Genomic DNA, 2,766 nt, shown 5'->3' with positions numbered 1-2,766 from the left:
CTAGCCGACATCGGCCGGGACCGGGAACCCGCCGAAGCCGCCGCCCACCAGGCGTACTGACCGGCCGTGGGGAGACGGGCGGGAGCCCCCGGCGCCCGGCCCCGGGGCGCCGGTCAGCTCCCGGTCGCCGCGAACTGTCCGGGCTTGCGCCCCTCGCCCGCCGGCCCCCGGTAGGCCTGGGCGATGTCCAGCCACCGCTCCGCCTCCTGGCCCGACGCGGTCAGGGCCAGGTCGTCGCGGTGGCGGCGGCGGGTGACCAGCAGGCAGAAGTCGTGCGCGGGACCGCTGATCGTGTCGGTGGCGTCCTCGGGGCCGACCGTCCAGACCTCGCCCGAGGGGGCGGTCAGCTCGAAGCGGAACGGCTCGGCCGGCGGGGTCAGACCGTGCGACTCGTAGCCGAAGTCGCGTGTCAGCCAGGCGAAGTCCACGATGTTGCGGAGCCGCTCCGTGGGCGTGCGCCGGACCCCCAGGGCATCGGCGATGTCCTGGCCGTGGGCGAACACCTCCATGATCCCGGCGCAGCCCAGGACGACCGGCGGCAGCGGGTTGACCAGCCACGGGACGATCTGGCCGGCCGGCACCGCGGCGAGTGCCTCGACCGAGGCCCGGCCCATGGCCCGGAAGCGGGTGAGCAGCTCCTGCGGCGGGAAGTCCTTGAACTGCTTCAGGGCCGCGTTCACCGCTCCGTCGAAGTTCCCGGCCGCGGCGGCGGTGACGGCCTTGAACTCCGCCGGCGCGGCCGCCGCGGTCCTGGCCAGGTTGAAGACGAAGGTGAGATGCGCGATCTGGTCGGTGACGGTCCAGCCGGGAGCCGGCGTCGGGGTGGACCAGGCGTCCTCGTCGATCTTCTCGACCAGCTGCGCCAGCTCCTCGATGTCGGTGGCCAGGTGGTTGAGGACGTCGTCGAGCGTGTTCATCTCGTACTCCTTCACAGGGTGTGTTCCAGGACGGGGACGGGGTTGCCCACCGGGTGGGCCGGGTGGCCGTCGGGACGGGGTCGCCGCGGGGCGCCGGCGGTCGACGACAAGGCGGCGCAGGAGCGGGCCGGGCGCAGCGAGCTCCACGTGGTCCGAATGGGAGGCTCTGGGGCGTGTTTCGAAAGGAGCGCCGTCCGCCCGGACGCCGCCGAGCAGGCGGGACTTTCGAAACCCGCCCTAGGCGGCGCGGCCCACGGAGGAGCCGGCCCGGTCGGAATAGGGTGCGAGCGCCTCGGCCAGGGCCTCGGGTATCAGGGTCGGCACGGTCGCCGTGTTGGGGCCGCGCATGCAGGCGATGCGCTGCCGCCCCCGCGCCACCAGGGTCTCGCCGCCGTCGCCGCCCAGCTTGATGTAGTCGAAGGTGAACTCCAGCTGGGTCTGCCGCAGCTCCGAGAGCCTCATGCGGATCGACAGCTCGTCGAAGGCGGTGATCTCGGCGAAGAACTCGCAGTCCACCTTGAGCGTGAAGAGCTTGAGGTCCTCCTGGACCTCGGCGAGCACCGAAGGGGCCCTCTCCTTGAGGAAGAGCTCGCGGCAACGTCCCTGCCAACGAAGGTAGTTGACGTAGTAGACGTTGCCGACGAGGTTCGTCTCCTCGAAGCCGACGGTGTGACGGAGCTCGAAGTAGTCGGGGATCGTCGCGGTCATCGGTCTGTGCCCTTCGTCGTCGGGGCCGGTCATCGCACCGAGTTGCGTGATGCAACCCACTGGCCGCGAGAACCTGCGGGGTCGGTGGCCCGCGCTCCGGGCGGAGAGCGCGGGCGGGGGCGCCGGTCGGCGCGCGGGATCAGCCGCGTGCCGACGGCAACAGCGGGAGGACCTTGTTACGGCCGCTCGCGGAACCGTCGGGGGCCGGTGCGCCGTAGGTGACGGAGACGCCCCGGCTCTGCGCGGCGCGCACGATCCCCGGCATCGCGCGTTCGGCGAGCGCCGCGATGGTCATCGCGGGGTTGACCGTCAGCGCGCCGGGCACCGACGAGCCGTCGGTGACGAAGATGCCCGGGTGGTCGCGGAGTTCGTTGCTGTCGTCCAGGGCGGAGGTGTGCGGGTCGTCGCCCATCCGGCAGGAGGCGAGCGGATGGACGGTGTACGCGCCGACCAGGTCGTTGGTCCACGGCATGACCTTGGGCAGGCCGTCCTTCTCCAGGATCTCCTTGACCTCGGCGTCGGACGCGGCCCAGGCGCCCAGGGTGTTCTTCGTCGGTTCGTAGCGCAGGTTGCCCCGGCCCAGCATCTGCTGGGAGATGCGGTGGGCGTTGCCCGTGGCGGGAGGCGGTCCGAAGACGCCCTCGTTGTCGTCCTCGATCATCGTGAAGATCGTGAGCCAGGAGGTCCACTGCTTCAGGATCTCCTTCTTCTCCTTGCCGAACCAGGAGGGGCCGGTGGCGCCGGGCACCTGGGCGAGGATCGTGCCGAGGCCCGGCGGGAAGTAGAGCTGCTCCAGCGAGTAGCGGGAGTACTCGGGCAGCGAACCGTCCAGCCTGTCCCAGCTGGCCACGGTGGGGCCCTTGCCGATCTGGTTGGCCGCGTAGGCCAGCCCGTCGCCCCGGTCCAGACCGAACAGCTCGGCCGCCTTCGCCTCGTCGATGATGGCGGTGTTGAGCCGCTCGCCGTTGCCGGAGAAGTAGCGGCCGACCGCTCGGGGCATCGTGCCCAGGTGGGCCTCGCTGCGCTGGAGGATCACCGGGGTCGCGCCCGCGCCGGCCGCCATGACCACGATCTTCGCCTCGATGACGCCGCTGCCCGCCTGCAGGCGGTAGTCGTCGTCGTGCACGACGTTGTAGTGCAC

At 71.7% G+C, this 2,766-nt stretch carries 3 protein-coding genes; all 3 read right to left on the bottom strand.

The features are described 5' to 3' along the window. Window positions 1–113: 113 nt before the first annotated feature. A complete protein-coding gene (locus tag ACFV20_RS36665; protein WP_073771998.1) occupies window positions 114–917 on the bottom strand; it encodes a TIGR03084 family metal-binding protein in 804 nt (267 codons plus the stop codon). A gap of 237 nt (window positions 918–1,154) precedes the next feature. Continuing rightward, window positions 1,155–1,625, bottom strand: a complete 471-nt coding sequence (locus ACFV20_RS36660; protein ID WP_073771979.1) for a thioesterase family protein — start codon at window positions 1,623–1,625, stop codon at window positions 1,155–1,157. 139 nt (window positions 1,626–1,764) lie between these two features. After that, a partial coding sequence (locus tag ACFV20_RS36655) for a GMC oxidoreductase (RefSeq protein ID WP_385665422.1) occupies window positions 1,765–2,766 on the bottom strand: 1,002 nt, incomplete at its 5' end.

Source organism: Streptomyces sp. NPDC059696 (assembly GCF_042733745.1).
In the GTDB taxonomy this organism is placed as follows: Bacteria; Actinomycetota; Actinomycetes; order Streptomycetales; family Streptomycetaceae; genus Streptomyces.
The sequence above is the reverse complement of the archived record's forward strand: the minus strand, read 5'-3'. Positions and strand labels throughout refer to the sequence as shown.